This window comes from Microbacterium sp. UBA1612 (genome assembly GCF_002321605.1).
GTDB classification, from domain to species: domain Bacteria; phylum Actinomycetota; class Actinomycetes; order Actinomycetales; family Microbacteriaceae; genus Microbacterium; species Microbacterium luteum.
In genome coordinates, this window is record NZ_DCMW01000038.1 from 1 (window position 1) to 15,222 (window position 15,222).

Here is a 15,222-nt window from a genome sequence, read left to right on the forward strand (position 1 = left end):
GCGCGTCGTCGCCGAGCCGGGCGGTCCGTCGCGGATTGCGGTGGAAGCGGTGTAGGCCGATCAGCTACGCGCTACCGCAGCGCCCAGGTTCGCGATCAACGCCGTCGGGCGACGGGCGGTAGCCGAACTCAATCACCATGGGCTCCCGCTCCGTGGTCAGCCCCTGCCACGGCCATCCACGCCACGAGCCGCACGTCGTCTTTGTCGATGACGGGAAGCGGCACGACCTTCGCTGCCGGTTGGATGCCGAATTCGTCAAGGACCGACACGATCGCGGCGATGAGCGCGTCGCCCTCCGCGTTCCCCGAGAGCACCTGACGCATCGCGCGCGCCGCCTTGACGCTCGGCACCGCCTTGAGTCGACGGATCACCTCGCGTTGGCGCTCACCGCCGAGGGTCGCGCCGTTCGCGATGACGAAGTCGGCCGCGTCGCGGAACGCTTTCGGCAGGGTCGGCGAGAGCGCGTTCGGGTCTGTGCCGCGCATCCATTCGGCGTGGGCATCATCGCGGGCCAGCGCCCAGGCGTCGTACGCGCCGCGGAACGCTTCATCGCTCAGCTCGCGGGCCGTCGTGATGCTCGCCGGGTCGGCGGCCACGAGCGACTTGAGCGTGTCGTCTTCGACCTGCCAGACACCGTCTTCGCCTGCGCATGGCTGCCAGCTGATGTCGACCGGCACGTTGCGGAACCACACGTGCTCGCTGTCGCCCATGCGCATGCAGAATACGTACTGGTTCCCCGCCGATGTCGTCGAACGGAATCCGCTCCCGATCCCGTGGGGAAGCAGATTCAGCTGCTCACGCAGCCCGGGTTCCGCGTCGAGCGCGTTCGCGAGCCGACGACGATACTCCTCCCCCGAACCGGCTGCTGATCCGCCGCTGCTTTCGACCAGCTCTTCGATCTCGCCCACGATGTCGTCGGCGTCGTAGTGGTCCTTCGGCGGATAGGCGCTGACCCCGGGCAAGACGACGCCGGTTCCGACGGCGGCGTCCGCTTGCTTCAACTTGCGGATCAGCGTGTGCTCGAGCTTGAGGTACTCGTCAAGATGCTCACTGGGGAAGAACACGCCCAGGTGGATCTCGTCGTGCTCGCTGCCGATCCGGTCGACGCGGCCATGCCGCTGCACGATGCGCATGGGGTTCCACGGCAGGTCGTAGTTGATCAGCCGCCCCGCCTGCTGCAGATTGACACCTTCGGCCAAGACATCGGTCGTGAGGAGGATGTCGAACTTGTCGTCGCTGAGCGGCAGACCCTCATCGCTCAGGCGTCCCGCCGTTCGCGGCGCGAACCCGGCGATGGCAGCGGCACGCGAGCTCTGGTGGATGCCCCCGGCCTTGCCGGAGGCGTACTCGCCGATGATGGGGGGCGCGAGCCGGCCCCGGTAGTCCGCCAGTGGGCTGCCCACGGGTGCGTTCTCCAGCGCCTGCTCAAGCCGATCATGCAGGTCGCGAATCGTGTCGGCATACGTCGAGAACACGATCACCTTGCGGCGATCCGCCGAGCTGAGCCCCTTGGGGCTTGTTCCTCGCGACACCGTGGCGATGGTCTCCAGCTCCGCCACCAGGCGTTCTGCCTTGGGTTCGTCCCCCTCTGCGGCTGCGAGAGCCTTCTCCCGGATGCTCCGCAGCAGCTCCAGGTCGAGCGCGACATCGGACGCGAGAAGTTCGGCGTGATAGTCGTCCGCCGGAGACGCCTGATGGGACTCATCTTCGTCGAGCGCCGCGACGATCTCGTCCAGGTCTTCCGATTCCGAGTTGACGTAGTCGCGTAGCGCGCCGCCGATCAGCACCCAACCTTCATCGAGTGCAGCCAGGAAGCCTTCGTGGGCGTTGATCAGCACCTGCAGGGTGCTCGCGAGCGCATTGGGCGACGATTCGAGGCGCTTCAGAAGCGCCGAACGCAGGAGACCCATGTTCGACACCTGGCGGGCGTCGAGCTTCTCGCTCAGCAGGTAGGCACTCGGCGCATAGCGCGAGAGAAGAAGTCGCCCCGGATCGTTCCGGCGCTGCTCGAACGACGCGACGTGCTTCTCGCTCTCCGGAATGTCGAGCGCGTAGGTGACGGCATCGACGAGCTGCTCCCCCACTTGATCCAACGTGTAGTCGACCTTGTAGACGTCGGCATCGGGGAACTCAACGACGATCCGACGGCCGCCCGGGCCCGGAACGGTGTCGCCTCGATAGTTCTGCTTCACAAAGCTCCGCGTGCGGCGCACCGCGACTTCGTCCATCAGGTCGAAGAGGTGCGCGGGCGTCAACGCTTCCGGGTCCAGACGCTGCGCGTTGCGGATGTACTCGCGGACCGACGGGATGCCCTGCGACGCGAACCGTGCGTCGTCGCGCACGAAATACTTGATGAGAGTCTCAAGATCGGCAAGCGAGTTGTTCACCGGGGTTGCGGTGAGCAGCACCACCTTCTTGGGGTGCTTGCCCGACAGGATCACTCGGTCGAGAGCCGTGGAGCGCGCCGCGGACGCGTTGCGGAGGTTGTGAGCCTCGTCCACGATGACAAGCGCGGCGTCCTCGGCGCGATCGACGAACTCCCGATGCTCGTGGTGCTCCGGGTCCATCCGGCTGCGGATCTCCTCATAGGAGTGCACACGCACGCGCCGGCTCATGTCGTACCGTTCAAGCAGCGGGTCCCAGACGCCCGCTTTGAGCGCCGCCGGCGCCGCGATCAGTACCCTCTGGCGCAGCTCCTCGGTGGCGGCGGCGATCACTTCGAGGGCAAGGAAGGTCTTGCCGAGTCCCACCTCGTCGGCGACGAGCACTCCGCCGATCTCGTCGAGCAGACGGCGCATCCGTCGCACGCCGTCGGCTTGGAACCGCGTCAGCTCGAACCGCGTCGCTGACGCCTCTTCCTCGTCGAGGTGGGCGCCATACCTCTCGAGCAGCATTCGCAGGAACACCGTCCACGGGCTGTGTTCGCCCCACAGCGGCTCATAGAGGGCGGCGAGGTCGTAAGGCTCGCTGTCGGCCCAGCATTCCTCGAACCACTCGATGACCTGTCCGGTCGAGCCGTGGGTGCCGGAGGCGCCGACGTTGAGCTCCGCATTGCGCGTCAGCCCTGCGAGCGTGAGGTTGCTCGACCCTGCGAGGTACGCGGGATGGGTCGGATGGTGGCTGATGTAGGCCTTGCCGTGCAGGAATCCGCCGGTGTAGCGACGGATCTCGACCACCGGCTCGCCCAGCTCATCCGCGGCGCGCAGCCACTCGACGAGGCGTTTCGCGGAGTGGGTGGCTTCAGGAACGAAACCGAGGGCATCACGCTCGGCGCGAAGCCATGCGTCGTGGTCGGTGAGCGCAGCCTTGAGCCGGGTGCGCGCCGAGTCTTCGGCGCGCTCCGCCTGAACCGGGTCCGGGATCGGCTCCGCACCGAGCAGCAGCCGAATCCGGGGCATCTGCTCGAGCTCGTCGGCCAGAAGCAGGAAGCCTGCCGGGTTCACGTATGCCGTGGCGATCGCGGCGCTCGGCGCACTGGCCAAAGCGTCGCGATTGACGCGGAACAGCCGAGCGATCTCCTCGCCGACGGACATCGGCGGGGCGAGGCGGTTCGTGGCGAAGACGGGCAGCTGGTCGGTCACGCGAGGTCCCTTCCGTCGCGTGTCTTCTCGAAGGCTTCCGACTGGATCTCGACATCCGGGCCGGGCCAGATCTCGATGATGTCGTCGGTCAGGGCGCGGCCCCGCTCGATGATGTCGTCCTCGCTCCAGTGGTCGGCGTGCTCGTCGACGATTTCCTTATTGATGACGAGAAGGCTGAACTGCTGCAGCAACGAGCGCTTCCCTTTGCCGGCGTGGCCGCCAGCCTTCAGCTCGGCAGCGTCGGCATCCACCCACGGCCGATTCGACAACGAGCTGTTGAGCGGTTGCGTGATCACCGTGAGGTTGCCGATCGAGTTGACCAGCACGTCGCGTTCTTGCGCGTCCTGCCCTTCGAGCCGGGGCTCGCTGTCCCAGAAATCGCGCCACCCACGAGGCATGATGTGCTCCACGGACAACCCGCTCGGCACGGGAACCTGCTCGTGCATCGTGCTGCGACCTCGTCGCAGCATCTCGATGTGGCCGAGAATCGTGCGCAGGCGCCTCTGATTGATCACACCGTAGACGCGAGAGCTCGGAAGACCCTCGCGCAATGCTTCGTCGGACGGCCAGAACCGGGAATTCGCTGTCTGCTCGGAAAGCAGCTCTCGGAGCGCATGCCCCGCTCGTGCCGGATCAACGTCGCGCAGCTCCTTGAGCAGCGCGACCATCAGACGATTCACGTCTTTCGAGGTGAGGCGCAGCAACGTCCTTCGCGTAGCCCAGCTCTCGAGAGCCCCCAGGCCGATCTCGATCTGCTCGCCGGGCACCTCGTGATTGTCCGAGATGAACCAGAGGAGCACGGGCATGGTCGCCGCCAGCTCCATGGCCTCGATCACTTGTGCACGGAACCGGCCCGGGGCCGTCTCCACACCCAAGTCGACCAGATCTCGGTACGTGTTGGCGTCGCGCCGTAGCTCGAGAAGGAAGTCCTCGGCGGAGGCGACGTCGCTCATTCTCTCGTCCGCATGTGCCGTGAACTGCACGAACACGCGCTCCGACTTCACCACATCCAACGTGCGCATCGTCAGCCAGTACTGCAAGAACACGTCGACCCGCGAGCGACTCGTGCGGCCCTGCGAGATCTCGGCACGCCACCATTCGGTATCGAAGTCATCCCAGATCGTCGCGGCCCACTTCTCAACGTCTGCGTCGAGGAGCTTGCCTTTGCGGAAGATCCAGTTCTTGATGAGATCAGCGCGCAACAGCGGGGTGCCGCGATCATTGAGGGTCTCGAAGATCAACTGCGGGTCGTCTTCATCGGAAAGGTCGATCGTCACGACCATGAGCCGTCGTGCGATCGTCTCGCACAGCTGCTCCGCACGAGCGGCTTCGGATCCGGGCGGTCGATCGCCATGTTCGTCGGGTTCCCCCGACAACCATCGGCGCGCTTCGCGGGAGAAGAAGTCATGCGCGCCGAGGATCTGGCTTTCGCTCGGCGGCTTCGGCTCGCTCGGGTCCATCGCGTGGGCGAAGGCAGTGCGATCGGCGCGAGACGGCCAAAGCTTGAATCGGTCCGTCGTTCCGGCGAATCTCGGCTTGTCGTTCTTGGTGAGTTCGCGCAGCGAGTCGGCCTCGTCTTCGTGGCCGAGCTCAGTCAGAACTTTCTCGACCGCGTCGAGAAGTAGCTGCATCGTGGTCAGGCGCTGCTGGCCGTCGATGACGTCAAAGCGGTCGACTCCAGCGGAGGTCGCTTCGGTGAGTTCGACGACGATCGCGCCCATGAAGTGGGTTCCGACCGGCCGACTGCTGCGCGCGACGAGGTGCGATTCGGCGACGCGCACGACGTCATCCCACAGCGGGACCCACTGATCCTCCGCGTTCCACACGTACGGACGCTGAAACGGCGGAATGTCGTAGCGCCTCTTTGTCTCGAACAGGTCCTTGGCGTTCGCTTTGTCGGGCTTCACCATGTCAGCGCCCTTCCCACTCGTTGAAATGTTGCAGCACGGCGTCAAGACGGGTGCGATAGCCCCACCCACGATGGAACGTGGCGAAGACGTGCTCGACCTGCTGGCGTGTAAGGCCGTATAGAAGCGCTACGAGCGCATCAAGCTCGGCAAGCATCGGCTCGCGCTCGCCCGCGCTGGCAACCGTGCCGGCTTCGACGCCCACCTCCGCCGCCCAGTCGGCGTACCGAGCATCGACCGCCGCGAGCCCACCGCTGAGCTCAACCACCCGGCGTGCCCACGCGTTCCCCTCGACATACCGGGGGATCGGAAGCGCCGCAAGCACCTCGAATGTGAGGTGCAGCTCAACCCACCTACGCGCAGCCCAGTCGAACGGAATCGAACTGAGGACGCCGAGTAGGAACGCCTCAGCCTTTGTGCCGCCCCTCCGGCAGACCAACAGCGGCGCGTTGTGCACGGCCACACTTCCGGGAGGCAACAGACACGCGAGAGTCGTCCGCGAATCCGTCGCTCGGGCGATGTCGCGGAACGCGATGCGCGCTCGGTCCATCGGGAGTTCGCCGTCAGCGAAGGTCAGCCCGAAGTAGGCCGAGCGCTTGTTGGTGGTCGCGCGGGCGAGCTTCGCAGCGAGGGCAGCGCGCAGGACCTCCGGTTGGCCGTAGGCGTATGGTGTGCCGAAGTCGGGATCCCACAGGTTGAACGACGCCCCGGCGAGCACAGGAATGCGCCCCTTCGGCTCGTCGATGTCGAACTCGAACTTCGCCTTATCCGCGGTGGCGTTGAAGTCGCCTTGGATCGGGCGGAAATCCCAGTCCGGGCGAGTTTCGTCAAACCGTGGCGACTTCTTCATCTGGAGGAAGACCTCCGCGGAAGTCGGATCGGGAATCAAGGGGAAGGCCGCGGTCGAGGACCAGCTGAGGAACTCGTCGCCGGGCACGTCCGACAACCGCGGCGCGTTGTCGACGAACTCCTTCTCATCTGCGAATGGTCCGCAAAAGCGAACGACGGACTCGGCGGCCTTTTCGAGCACCGTGAGACCCACGGTGTAACGACCGTCGACGTTGGGGAATACCCAGCCGCCCTTGTTCGTCAAGAAGCAGACATCAGCGAAAGCACCCGATGAGATCACATCATGTCGCCATCCCTGCAGGGCAGAGCCGGAAAGCGCGCCGCGTGGCAGGACGACCGCCGTCCGCCCGTTGCTGCGTGTCAGCCACCAGAACCGCCACGCGAATGCCTGATACAGATCGAGGTGGGCCGAGCCGAGTCCCGGATACGGGCCGGTCGCGACGGCGCGGTTGATGCCGGCAACCGTTTGGATCTCTTGTTGGTACGCCCGTTCAAGATCGGGTCGGCTCGCGCGAAACGCCTCAAGCGCGGCAATTCGCTCTTTCTGAGGCATGCTGCGCAGTTTGGGTATCCGCAGGCCCCACCACTGATGCTCTTCGATGTGGAGCTTCTCCCACGGCGGGTTGCCCACGAGCGCGTCAAATCCCGGATTCGCTCGGAGGAAGACCTCAGGAAACAGGTACGGCAGGTGGGCAGGGTTCACGGCGTCGACGGCTTCTCGCACCGCAGGCTCCGCCGCCAGCTGGTCGATGTCGTCCTGCGAGTAGGCGCTCCCGGGCTGGACGACGCCGAGGCGCATCGCGATCGCGACGTCGAAGACCGCCTTGGCCGGAGCGGCAGCGGCCTGCGCACGCGCGAGCATCGCCGCGCCGTCGGCGACCTCACGGCGGTCGGCCTCGCTCGCGTTGGCGTAGTCGATGAGCAGGGAGCGTGCGTCATCCAGGGGCTCTCGGATGAGGGGAGCGAAGAGGTCTCCCACCGCCAACGCGTCGATCGCCTCGTCGACCGTGCCGATGCCGGTGAGCGAGTTCGCGAGAACCAGCCCGTGGTCAAGGCTCGACATCGGCAGGCCCGGGACGAAGGTGTGGATCCAGAGCGCGAGGCGTGAGAGCTCGACCGCGAGCGGGTTGATGTCAAGCCCGTATACGCAGCGTCGCGCGACCTGACGGCGCAGCAGCTGCGCTTCGGTGATCGCTTCCGCCGCCTGGGCATCGGCACCGAGCGCCTCGCGCGCCTTCTCGGCGAGTCGCTGCAGTTCGGCGCGCACCGACGGAACCGGCGTCGCGGTGAGGAAGTCGCGCATGCCGCGCTCGATCTTGTCCACGGCGGCGACCAGGAAGTGCGCCGACCCCATCGCAAGATCGGCGACACGGAAGTCGAAGAACAGATCGCCGGCCTCGCGTTCGCGTCCCTCATCCATGAGCGCCCGGACACGCGCGAGGTGCGCATCGAGCGCCGGTTCGACGGACCGGGTGATCAGGTGATCGACCACGATCTTGGGGGTGTAGTACGAGCCGGTCGCCTTGCGTTCGCCGGATGCCGAATGGAAGTAGGGCTGGCCCGCGCGCACCGCGATCTCGTCACCGTCCTTGGCCGGCACGTACACGCCTGCCTTGTCGACCGTGAGGTCGGTCTCGGCGAGCGAGAGCGATGACTCGAGAAGCCCCTCATAGATGGTGCCGAACTCGCGCACCTGGAGCGAACGGAAGTCGACGGCACCCGGCACGCCGTCTTCGGTGAGTTCGGTGAGCATCGCCTGGAGCGCCGGGCCGAGCACGCTGTCGGGAAGCTGGAGCTTGTCGAGCAGGCGGCCCTCCTCGCTCGCCGGATCGAACAGGCTGCCGCCGTAGGCGGGAACCTCCCATCGAGGGTTGCCGTGCGCGATCGCGTCCCACACCTGGGCGAGGTCGCGCCAGATCGACGAGGCGGTGTCGGCGAACTCATGCTCGCCGGTGCTGATCTCGCGTTCGACGAACGCGCGCAGGCTGTTGGCGTCGTAGTGCTCGTTACGACCGGCGGGCAGCAGCTCAGTGGCTTCGCCGTAGGCCTGGAACAGCAGACGGAACAGGATCCGCATGCTGAGCGTGTAGGCGAGCTGCAGGCCCTCGGCGTCGGTCGCGACCCCCAACGGCGGCAGACGCTCGGCGACCGCAATCGACAAGCGGGGAACCACACCGAGATACACGCGATCGCGAAGACGCGAACCGAGGTCGGCGGCGTAGCGGCCCGATCCGGCAAGGATCTCGTCGGCGGAGCCACCCGGCTCGAGTGCCTCGGACGAGAATACGAGCGGCAGCAGTGCCGCGAAATCCGCATCGACCATCGCCAGGTCAAGCTCGAAGTACGTCTCCGACTGCCCGCGCTGGCCGACGCCGACACCGTCACGCCCCGGATACAGCCGCAGGGTGCTCCGACGCAGCAAGACGACCCACGCGACCTCTTCGCGGCGCGCAAGCTCCAGACCGTGCGCAACCGGAGACAGCTGATGGCGGGGGCTCTTCTGGTCGAAGTGCTCCGACTCATCCAGCAGCACCGCGATGGCGCGGCGAGCGCCCGTGGTGCCGCGGAGCACCAGCGCACCGCCCGGCGCAGGCTCCGCCGTGAAGCCAAGCGAGCCGATCAGGTCGCGACCACGCTGCTGGAGCATGCCTCGCGCACGCTCGCCTGCCTCCGCCCAGTCGGCACGTCGCGGCACGTCCTGCTTGAGGTGGTAGCTCGCGAACAGGTAGTGGTTGGCGAACCCCCCGACACCGATCGAGTCGTATGCGGCCTCAATCGCCTTCAGTCGCTGCGCTGCGGCGAGGCCGTCCGGTTCGTCCAGCACGGCCTGGAGACGCTGCTCGGCTTGGGCTTGCGGCAGCGGACCGAGCGGCAGGGCGTCCGTGCCGCCGCTGAAGATCCACACGCCGTCGGATGCGACGGCCGCCACCACCACCGGCATGGCGCTCTTCGTGCCGCGGGTCTTCCACAGATCAGCCAGCAGCGCCTTCGTGGGTTTCACGGTCACCGACGCGACCGCGACCTGCACCTCGCCGACGCCAGACTCGTCACGACCGAAATACACGCGGTCGGTGACCGCACCCTCCACCTTGTGGTCACTCCAGGGGACGCTGTTCGCGCCATTCAGCTTGATGCCATCGGCAATCATCGTGTTCCTCTCCGGCCAGAAAACAGTTGAGCAGGATCGCACAGGGCACCGACATCGGTGCGGCATGCGATCATGCGAGTCGCCCGGGGAACCACGTCTCGGGTTCCACGACGGCGACGCGCTCGACACCGCTCGCGCTCGTCGCCACGAGGTCGCCGTAGTTCGTCAGTCGCAGACCGGCGTGCTCATCCGAGGCCGCTGCGACCGCCGACTCAAGCGCGATCGCCTCGCCGCGGGCGCCCGGCGACACCGCGTCGCTGAGGCGCTCCCCCGAATCGAGATCGACGATGCGCCCCTCATCGAGCTCGTAATAGTGCGGCAGCAGGAACCCGCGTGCCTGCCCATCGTCCGGTTCGGCGCCGAGGTAGCCGAGCAGACGCGCGACGCCGTGGACGTAGCCCCCGACCGCCCCGTCGCGGTCGTCGATCCAGATGCCGCCCATCGGATTCGGCGCCAGCCAGAGGCGCCGCTTCCGCTCCCAGTCACCGGCGTCAACGTCGACGCGCAGACCGCGCCCGGTCGTCGGATCGACCAGATCGCCGGTGCGACTCGGCACGTAGCGCACGGGCGGCACGTCGCCGCCCCAGCGTCCGCCGATCGGCGGACGGCGCTCAAGTGCCGGCGCCGGGACATCGACCGACTCCGACGGCGCGTCAACAGTCGGCTCATCAGCCGAGGCGGCATGCGATGGGTCCGCGTCGGAGGCGGCCGGTGGGTGCGCCTCGAGCCATTTCGCGACGACGTCGTGATACGGCTGGTACTGCCCGGTCGCGATTCGCTGAGTGCGCTTGACCATCCGTGCCGCGGGAGCCTCGACTTTGAGGCCGTTCAGGCTCGCAAACTGCTTTATCAGTGCCGCGACTTCGCCGAGTTCTACCGGCCCAGGCGCTTCGCTGAAGTGGAGCCATGTGTTACGCGCGTGGTGGATCTTCTTCGCCAGGATCTTCGACTGAGGCTTCGACGAGAACACTAGCGCCAGAGGAGAATCCTGGCCCCACACATATTCCGGCAGGGTGATGCTCGGATCGTTGAGGTTGACCGTACCCTTCCAGCGACCGTCAAGCCGACGCTGTGCGATCAGGTCGGACCACCACTCGGGCCCTTCCTGCTCGGTCAGCTTCGCGTCGCAGCGCATCCCCAGTTCGATGCCGAACCCGCGCATGAGCGAGAAGTACGCCTTCATGATCTCGCCGTAGCTGGAGTGCTCGGGGAGTTCGATGTGGATCGCGGTCATCCGTGCACGGACTCCAGGCCCGGCCGACCGAAACCGACCATGATCGGCACGACCCGTGTCACCGCGAACGCAACGAGCGCGCTGACCGGGGCGTCGGCGAACGCGAACGCCGGCGCCTCCTTGAACCGGCGACCCGCCGGGTTGAGCTCGGCGACCGTGCCGACCGTCGCTCCGTGCTCCGTCAACAGCGCGGCGAAGTCGGTGCCGGCCAGCTGGTCGAGCTGCGCCCAGTCGACGGTCTGCAGCGTCGGCCACTCCCGCTCGCCGTATCGCATCGCGCGCAGGATCCCGACTCGCCGGTCGGCGACCATCGCGAGAGACATCTTGCCGGCGCGTTCAAGTCGTCGGTAGTCGTCCGCACCCGACCAGAAGTCGAGCAGTCTCACATCGGCTTCATCGCCCGGCCACGAACAGACGCCTACGGTCGCGCGCATTCCATCAGCGGTCTCGATCGTGGCAACGTGCGCCGCTCCCTCGACGTCGCCGGCATCGCGCACCGACATCGGAGCACCCAGCACGCTCTGCACGGCCGGGTCGACCCGGAGCATGGTGCCGCGCAGTTCTATTTCCTGCGTGAAAGTCATCTTCTTAACATAGGACCGCCGCCGTGCCGCTCGAGCGAGCTAGGGCGACGCGTCGAGAATGCTGCGTTCGATTTGTGGCTCGTCGCTTAAATGTCACGCAGCAAGCCGCATCCAGTCCGCGACTCCGCCACCCGTTCGCGCCGCTTCCGGAGCGACGCGCGGTCCGATGTCGGCGGCCCCCCTCAAACTGATCGACTCGCTGCTCGCGGGTATCCGATCTCACACGAGGAGCCCCCAATGACCGACCCGAACTACACCGCCCTGCTGCTCGTCATCGACCGGTCCGGCTCGATGATCGCCATCCGCGACGCAATGGTCGACGCGCTCAACCGCCTGCTCGCCGAGCAGTCCGCCCTCGACGGACTGCTCACCGTCGACGTCGTCATCTTCGACGGCGTCATCGAGCACACCCACACCATGGCCGATGCCCGCACCGTGCGCATCGAACTCGAGCCCCGCGGCGGCACCGCCCTCATGGATGCGCTCGGCGCATCCATCCAGATCTTCGGCCAGCAGCTCGCCGCCCTGCCCGAGCACGCCCGCCCCGACACCGTGCAGGTGATCATCGTCACCGACGGCCACGAGAACTCCAGCCGCGAATACGACCACGACATGGTGCGCGACCTCATCACCCAGCAGACCGAGCAGTACGACTGGGACTTCGTCTTCCTCGGCGCCAACCAGGACGCCGTGCTCACCGCCCGCGACCTCGGCATCGGCCGCGACTCCGCCCTCACCTACGACGCTGGCGCCGACGGGGTGCGCGGGATGAGCCGTTCGACCAGCCGCTACATGACCGACGTGCGCCGGAAGCGCAAGCGCGGCTTCGACGAAGACGAGCGCGGGGAGGCGCGCGGGGCGTAGGCGGCGGGCCAACCAGGTGCCCCTGCCACCCGAAGTCGGGGGTGCCTCACCATCGCCGGTGAGGCACTCTCAGACGGTGAGCGATCTTCGGGAGCGGGTACCCGGCCATTCCCTCATCGACGAGTTGCTGCGACACCGGGACCGCGGATCATTCCGAGCTGGAACGGAACCCGGCACGGTCGTGATCGACGACGAGGCGATGAGCTGGTATCGCGGCGTCATCGGCGAACGACACGTCGCCGCGCTTCTCGACGAGCTCGGCGACGGCTGGACGATTCTGCACTCGGTTCCCACCGGCGAATACGGCGACATCGACCATGTGGCAATCGGTGAAGCTGGCGTGTTCACCATCAACACCAAGTACAGCCCCGGCGCCTCGGTGTGGGCCGCGGGTCGGACACTGATGGTCGGTCCGCGAAGCGTGCCCTACGTGAGCAGCTCCCTCCGGGAAGGACGGCGTGCGTCCGAGTTGCTCTCCCGCGCCTCCGGGATGACCGTCCCCGTGGTCTCGCTTCTCGTCTTCGTTGAGCCCGAGCGGATCTCATACCGCCGCCCGCATCAACCCGCACCGGGAGATCCTGAGTTCTTCATCCTGTCCGACCGCCAGATCCCGCACACGCTGCGGGGCCCGTCCGTCTTCACCGCCGAGCAGACGGCAAGAATTGCGACCGCAGCCCGTCGGCCCGAGACCTGGGGACCAACTCCGAGCGTGTCGACCGATCCACGTGTCGTGCTGCGCGAATTTCTCTCGCTTGAGGCGTTGGTCGGCGACGGATGGCGGCCCGGAAGCAAGGCCAGCATGTCCGCGGGCGGGGCATCAAGAGAGACCGACGCGCCACCACCGGTATCCGCCGAGGCCGATCTGGTACCTCACGGCCGACCGAGGTGCGGTCGCTCACGCGCCGACGTCATCGTTCGCGATGTGCTCCTTCCGGCGGCCATCCTCGGGGCTTTCTGGATGTGGGTGACGAGCCTGTAACTGCTCGGGGCGCATGAGCGCCTTCGCGCTGTGCGCGCCGACATCGCGACGCCAGCAGTCAGTGCGCACCCACGAAGTCCCGCACCCATCCACGGATCTCGCCGAGACACGCATCGTCGACCCGGCCGGCCACCGCGAGCAGCCTTGCGCGTGAGACCGTCAGCGGCTGCTCGGTCACCGCGAAGCTCGGCGCATCAAGTCCGGCCGGGCCTGCCAGCCGCACATGATTCGACCAGCCCCGATCACGCGTCGTCACTGGCACCACGATCGCCAGCGTGTCGACGATCTCGAGGTACTCCTCCCCCGCGATCACCACCAGCGGCCGACGACCGGCGTACTCCCGGCCAGACGAGTCGCCGAGGTCCGCCCAGACGACGTCACCAGAATGAAGCTCGAGCACGAGGTCAGGATGAGTCGGCGGACAGGTCGGCGACGGCCGCAGCCTCGACATCCGTGTACTCGGTCACCAGCTCGGCGCGCTGGGAGGGAGCGAGCGCCGCACGCTCGGCTCGCATCCGCCGAAACCGCTCCGCGCGGTCGCGCTCCGCGATCAGATGCTCGATGACGCCCGCGACGGTGGTGCCGCGCGAACGCGCCTCGGCGTTGAGCTTGTCGCGCAACTCGCCGGGAACTTTGATCGTGGTCGCAACCATGCCGCAAGTATACGCCGGGTATACCCTTGCCACCCGAAGTCGGGGTACCCCGCCTGCATTCAGCGAGGCATTCTCATTTCATGAGTGATCTTCGAGAGCGCGTACCGGGTCACTCCCTCATGGACGAACTCCTGCGCCAGTGGGACCGCGGCACCATTCGGGTCGACGAGGGCGGGACTGTCGTCATCGACGATGAGGCGCGCGGCTGGTTCGACGGTGTCACCGGCGAACGGCGCGTCGCCGAAATCCTCGCCACGCTCGGCCCCGAATGGACCGTGCTGCATTCCGTTCCTGTGGGCAGCCGCGGCACGGACATCGACCACATCGCGATCTCAACCGCGGGTGTCTTCGCCATCAACACGAAGTACAGCCCCGGACGCAAGGTCTGGGCCGCGGGCCGCGGGCTGCACGTCGATGGTTTCAAACAGCCCTACATCTTCGCGTCGATCCGCGAGTCCAAACGCGTCGAAGAGGCGCTCTCGCGAGCATCCGGCCTCGCGATCGACGTCGTGTCGCTCATCGTGTTCGTCGCGCCGAGCCAGATCACTCGCAAAGCGCCGTCGGGCGACGGCGTCACGCTGATCCAGGTCATCTCCGACCGGGAACTCGTCCGCACTCTGCGCCGCCGGCCTGTCTACAGCGAAGAACAGATCGGACGGATCGTGGACGCGGCGGTGCGACCCGAGACGTGGATGACGAAGCCGCGGCCGTCATCGCCGCCGGACCACGTGCGACGCGAGTACGACGCACTCGCCGCGGCCGTCGGGCCTCGGCGACCCGCGAAACCGGAGCCGAAACGCGTCAACGTGCCCGCGCGGCCGCGTCCGCGTCCGTCGCTCGGCGCACGAATCGCGTCTGCACTCGCAGAACCGCCCTCGCCGTCAGCGCGACGGCCGGCGCCACGCCGTCGGAACCAGCGACGCCGCAAGTCCTTTGCAGAGCGGCTGATCACCGACCTGGCGGGCCCGATCGTCGGACTGGTCGTGCTCTGGGGGGTCTACAACTCGCTCTTGAGCCGCTGACGGCTCGCGCCGGAGCTCATCAGGCGCGGCTCACACGACCCCCGCCAGCTCCTGCGCCGCGGCCGTCGCCACGATCACCGCGGCGATGAGTGCGACCGCCGCCGAGATGAGCATCGACACCGCCATGATGCCGAGGCGCAGTCGGAGGCGTCGCACCGGCACCAGCAGGCGGGCGACGAGGATCACGGCGTAGGCGAGCACCACCACGATCGCCGCGGTGAGCGCGACGCCCGCGGGAGGCAGGGCCGTCATCGGCACCAGCACGGCGAGCGCCATCACCGTGAAGATCCCGCCGACGATCAGCCAGACGCGGCCCGTCGAGCGGGTGAGCGCCGGCTGGGAGCGGATGCGGGTGGGGTCGTCGTCGGGAGCTGTCACCTGACCTGTCCCGGGTTTTCCGG

At 67.2% G+C, this 15,222-nt stretch carries 11 protein-coding genes; 3 read left to right on the plus strand and 8 right to left on the minus strand.

The genetic code is table 11. The features are described from left to right. Positions 1 to 128: 128 nt before the first annotated feature. From B3S45_RS14255 to B3S45_RS14275, 5 genes are all read right to left on the minus strand, one after another. The gene (locus B3S45_RS14255; protein WP_286721429.1) at positions 129 to 3,581 is read right to left on the minus strand and encodes an SNF2-related protein; all 3,453 of its coding nucleotides are present in this window, start codon (positions 3,579 to 3,581) and stop codon (positions 129 to 131) included. Next, positions 3,578 to 5,491 (minus strand): DUF262 domain-containing protein, encoded by a 1,914-nt coding sequence (locus B3S45_RS14260; protein WP_286721431.1) that lies wholly within the window; start codon positions 5,489 to 5,491, stop codon positions 3,578 to 3,580. The genes B3S45_RS14255 and B3S45_RS14260 overlap by 4 nt, the downstream gene beginning before the upstream one ends. Before the next feature lies 1 nt (position 5,492). Then, positions 5,493 to 9,485 carry an Eco57I restriction-modification methylase domain-containing protein gene (locus B3S45_RS14265; protein ID WP_286721433.1) on the minus strand — a complete coding sequence of 1,331 codons (3,993 nt, stop codon included), beginning with the start codon at positions 9,483 to 9,485 and terminating at the stop codon, positions 5,493 to 5,495. A 70-nt stretch (positions 9,486 to 9,555) separates the two neighbouring features. After that, positions 9,556 to 10,719, minus strand: coding sequence for a hypothetical protein (locus B3S45_RS14270; RefSeq protein WP_286721435.1), 1,164 nt, complete (start codon positions 10,717 to 10,719; stop codon positions 9,556 to 9,558). Beyond that, positions 10,716 to 11,303 (minus strand): hypothetical protein, encoded by a 588-nt coding sequence (locus B3S45_RS14275; protein WP_286721436.1) that lies wholly within the window; start codon positions 11,301 to 11,303, stop codon positions 10,716 to 10,718. Before B3S45_RS14275 ends, B3S45_RS14270 begins: the two co-directional genes overlap by 4 nt. Positions 11,304 to 11,540: 237 nt before the next feature. Between B3S45_RS14275 and B3S45_RS14280 the strand changes: the two genes are divergently transcribed. Together B3S45_RS14280 and B3S45_RS14285 are read left to right on the plus strand one after the other, a co-directional pair. Further along, positions 11,541 to 12,167 carry a vWA domain-containing protein gene (locus B3S45_RS14280; RefSeq protein WP_286721438.1) on the plus strand — a complete coding sequence of 209 codons (627 nt, stop codon included), beginning with the start codon at positions 11,541 to 11,543 and terminating at the stop codon, positions 12,165 to 12,167. A 76-nt stretch (positions 12,168 to 12,243) separates the two neighbouring features. Further along, positions 12,244 to 13,146 (plus strand): nuclease-related domain-containing protein, encoded by a 903-nt coding sequence (locus B3S45_RS14285; protein ID WP_286721440.1) that lies wholly within the window; start codon positions 12,244 to 12,246, stop codon positions 13,144 to 13,146. Positions 13,147 to 13,204: 58 nt separating this feature from the next. Here the strand turns inward: B3S45_RS14285 and B3S45_RS14290 are convergent, their stop codons facing one another. Both B3S45_RS14290 and B3S45_RS14295 read right to left on the minus strand, forming a co-directional pair. Next, positions 13,205 to 13,546: a type II toxin-antitoxin system PemK/MazF family toxin gene (locus B3S45_RS14290; protein WP_286721442.1), complete on the minus strand. Its 342-nt coding sequence runs from the start codon at positions 13,544 to 13,546 to the stop codon at positions 13,205 to 13,207. Between the two features lie 4 nt (positions 13,547 to 13,550). Continuing rightward, the gene (locus tag B3S45_RS14295) at positions 13,551 to 13,799 is read right to left on the minus strand and encodes a hypothetical protein (RefSeq protein ID WP_286721444.1); all 249 of its coding nucleotides are present in this window, start codon (positions 13,797 to 13,799) and stop codon (positions 13,551 to 13,553) included. Between the two features lie 80 nt (positions 13,800 to 13,879). On the opposite strand from B3S45_RS14295, the gene B3S45_RS14300 reads away from it, so the two are divergent. Next, the gene (locus B3S45_RS14300; RefSeq protein ID WP_286721446.1) at positions 13,880 to 14,821 is read left to right on the plus strand and encodes a nuclease-related domain-containing protein; all 942 of its coding nucleotides are present in this window, start codon (positions 13,880 to 13,882) and stop codon (positions 14,819 to 14,821) included. Positions 14,822 to 14,851: 30 nt separating this feature from the next. On the opposite strand, the gene B3S45_RS14305 is transcribed toward B3S45_RS14300, so the two are convergent. Next, positions 14,852 to 15,222, minus strand: a 371-nt coding sequence (locus tag B3S45_RS14305) for a hypothetical protein (RefSeq protein ID WP_286721448.1), incomplete at its 5' end; no start/stop codon positions are given.

Coding starts and splice junctions, on each gene's coding strand:
- B3S45_RS14260 (WP_286721431.1), bottom strand. CDS start 5,491: ATGGTGAAGCCCGACAAAGCGAACGCCAAGGACCTGTTCGAGACAAAG.
- B3S45_RS14265 (WP_286721433.1), bottom strand. CDS start 9,485: ATGATTGCCGATGGCATCAAGCTGAATGGCGCGAACAGCGTCCCCTGG.
- B3S45_RS14270 (WP_286721435.1), bottom strand. CDS start 10,719: ATGACCGCGATCCACATCGAACTCCCCGAGCACTCCAGCTACGGCGAG.
- B3S45_RS14275 (WP_286721436.1), bottom strand. CDS start 11,303: ATGACTTTCACGCAGGAAATAGAACTGCGCGGCACCATGCTCCGGGTC.
- B3S45_RS14280 (WP_286721438.1), top strand. CDS start 11,541: ATGACCGACCCGAACTACACCGCCCTGCTGCTCGTCATCGACCGGTCC.
- B3S45_RS14295 (WP_286721444.1), bottom strand. CDS start 13,799: ATGGTTGCGACCACGATCAAAGTTCCCGGCGAGTTGCGCGACAAGCTC.
- B3S45_RS14300 (WP_286721446.1), top strand. CDS start 13,880: ATGAGTGATCTTCGAGAGCGCGTACCGGGTCACTCCCTCATGGACGAA.